Here is a 2639-nt window from a genome sequence, read left to right on the forward strand (position 1 = left end):
GAACGCCTCGGTCGACAACGCCACCACGCCCCGCGCCGCGGCGGAAATAGCGTCCCGGAACCCATAACCGGCGCCGAAGCCGAAATAAGGCGCGTCGGCGAAAAACCGCGGCGGCAGGAAGACGTTGCCCGTCTGGCGCCAATTGTAAAACATCCATGCGGCGACGAAGGGAGCAAAGCCCGCGGCAAACCAGGCCGGCCGATAGACGCGGCCGGCCCGCGAGCGCGCCCGCCGCCATAAATACCACGCGAACGGCAGCGCGAGATACAACGCGGTATACGCGGAAACGAGGAACGCCGCGCCGGCGGCGACGCCCAGGGCGAGCGCGGCTTTTTTCGACGATACCTCCCCGACCTCCCAACACGCCCAGGCCGCGAGCGCGAAAAAACAGACGAACGTGGCGCCCGACGAATACGACGCCTGCGTGAAAATAAAGAGGGGCGACGTCGCGGCCAGCACCGCGGCCAGCGCGCCGCCGAAAGGGCCCAACGACCGTCGGCCTATGGCGTAAACCGCGACTAACATAACCGCCGCCGCTAATACGGGGATTAAATTGGGCCAACCCGCCGCCCTCCCTACGCACAGCAGCATCGGGTGAAGCGGCGCCGCCGCCGAAAACCACCGGCCGAAGCGGACGACCTCGTTTTGCGAACGGAAGAACGCGTGCTCGAGGTCGCCCTCCGTGGGCGGCGCGGCCGCGGCCAGTCTACCCCGGCAAAAAATCTTGCTCTGGAAGAGCAGCGTCGACTCGTCGACGGCGAGGGCCCGGTCGCCGAGGAAGAACGCGGCGGCGTACGCGACGCCCGCCACCGATAAAATAATAATCAAATAAACGAACCATTTTTGCGCGATAAGGCCGGCGACGCGGAGGCCGGCGCGCGGCGCCAGCTTCGCGAGGGCCGCGGCCCATAGTACCGCGGGGACGGCGAAGCACAGCGCGTACTTGAGCCACAACCCGGGGTCGCCCGCCATATCCGCGCGGGCGTAGAAGAACGAGACCCAGCGCCGGGCGGCGTCGCCCAAAGCGCCGAATATCCCGCCGACCCAGGATACTCCAGCCGCGGCTATATACAACGCCGCGGCCGCGGCCGTAGCCGCCGCGGCGAATACTACGTATCCGGTTTTATTGTAGGCGGGTTTTCCCACGTCGGAAACTATTTATAAACGTTTTAGTTTCGTATAAATTAACAACGGCGGGCCGCGGCGTCAACGATAATAAGCCCATTTCCGGGGTGCGCGAAGGCCGGGCAAAACTAAAAAAGCCGGCCCACGAGGGCCGGCTCCGTTGGCCGTGGGGCTTTTACCTGAAAAGCGCCTTGACCCTTCCAACCGAGTCGGGGACGACCGCAAAGTCCTCCGCATAGTCCACGGTGATCTTCGGCCGCCAAGTCGAGTTGACGTGGTCGCTGGAGCAGAACATTGGGTAGAGCCCCCGCGTTTCGTTGTCCTTTTTCAATATGAACCCGTAGTTCGCGTACGTCCCGGCCGCCCACTCCGAGACCAGCGTTTTGACGTCGAATTTCCAAACGCCCCTGCCGCCAATCATAGTCTTAGTGTACGCCGTAGCGTGGTGGGCCGGTTGGTTGTTCCACGTCACGCTCATCTCTACCCAGGCCGCCAAAACCCGGTAAATACCGCAATATTCGTAAGTGGCGTTAGGGTTGTCGTTGTAGAGTTCGAGATAGGCGGAATTGATCGTCGCCCCGGTACACGGGCTTAGGTCGAATTCCACGATACCACGGTTTGCCATAGTGGGCACATATGCAACCGTCAACAAGCTATAGGTACCGTAGTTACTGGAGGGGCGGTTGGTCGTGAGGTGGGAATCCTTACCCTCATAGCCGGGTTGGAGCACGAGCGTTGCGGCGGAAACGGTCGCCGCGGCGAGCAATACCGCAACAAAAAGAGCTAAGCCTCTCACGATACGACCTCCTCGTTAGGGTTTCTTATATTTTCATCCTACAAGTTAAATATCCGTGAGTCAATAAAAAAATAATAAAAGTTTGAGTGTGGAACAAAAAAAGCCGGCCTCGCGGGCCGGCTCGAGATTAGCGGACCGCTTTACCTGAAGAGGGCTTTTACTCTGCCCATCGACGCCGGCGATACGGCCGGCGGGACGTAGTCGACCCTCAAGCGCGGGTGATATTCCGAGTTGGTATTGTCGCTCGAGCAGAAATACGGCCAATTACTCGGGTATTCCATGTCGACGCGCTTCAACATTAGGCCGTAGTCGGGGTAGGTTTTACTCGCCCACTCCTGCACCAGGTCTTTAACGTTCCAGGTATACGGGCCGCCGACGGCCCCGGAGACCTTAATCTTGTCGTAGGGCGTAGCGACGTGCTCCGGCTGGTTCTGCCAGGTTACGGTGGCCTCTTCCCACGACGCGGTTATGCGGTATACGCCGAAGTCGTAGTCCGTCGAGTTGGCGGTGTCTATCCACAAGTCCAGATAGGCCGTACTGACCGTGGCGCCCGAGATGGCGGACAACCCCTCGAACTCCACCAGCCCGCGCACCTCGGTCGCGGGCCCGAAATTAGCCGTTAAGTACGCGTTGTTCCCGAAGTTCACCGAAGGCTGCAGTATGTTCACCATCGCGTCCTTGCCCTCGGCGCCGGGCTGAAGGGTAAGTTCCTCGGCGA

General features: G+C 60.9%; 3 protein-coding genes. All 3 read right to left on the bottom strand.

Annotation, left to right across the window (positions count from 1 at the left end; all coding sequences use genetic code 11):
- The coding region (locus VMX79_11200) for a glycosyltransferase family 39 protein (protein HUV87664.1) at positions 1 to 1146 on the bottom strand (1146 nt) is incomplete at its 3' end.
- A gap of 154 nt (positions 1147 to 1300) precedes the next feature.
- On the bottom strand, positions 1301 to 1921 hold the full coding sequence (locus VMX79_11205) for a DNRLRE domain-containing protein (protein ID HUV87665.1): 621 nt from the start codon (positions 1919 to 1921) through the stop codon (positions 1301 to 1303).
- A gap of 140 nt (positions 1922 to 2061) precedes the next feature.
- A partial coding sequence (locus VMX79_11210; GenBank protein ID HUV87666.1) for a DNRLRE domain-containing protein occupies positions 2062 to 2639 on the bottom strand: 578 nt, incomplete at its 5' end.

The sequence above is a fragment of the bacterium genome (assembly GCA_035529855.1).
Taxonomy (GTDB): Bacteria; RBG-13-66-14; B26-G2; order WVWN01; family WVWN01; genus WVWN01.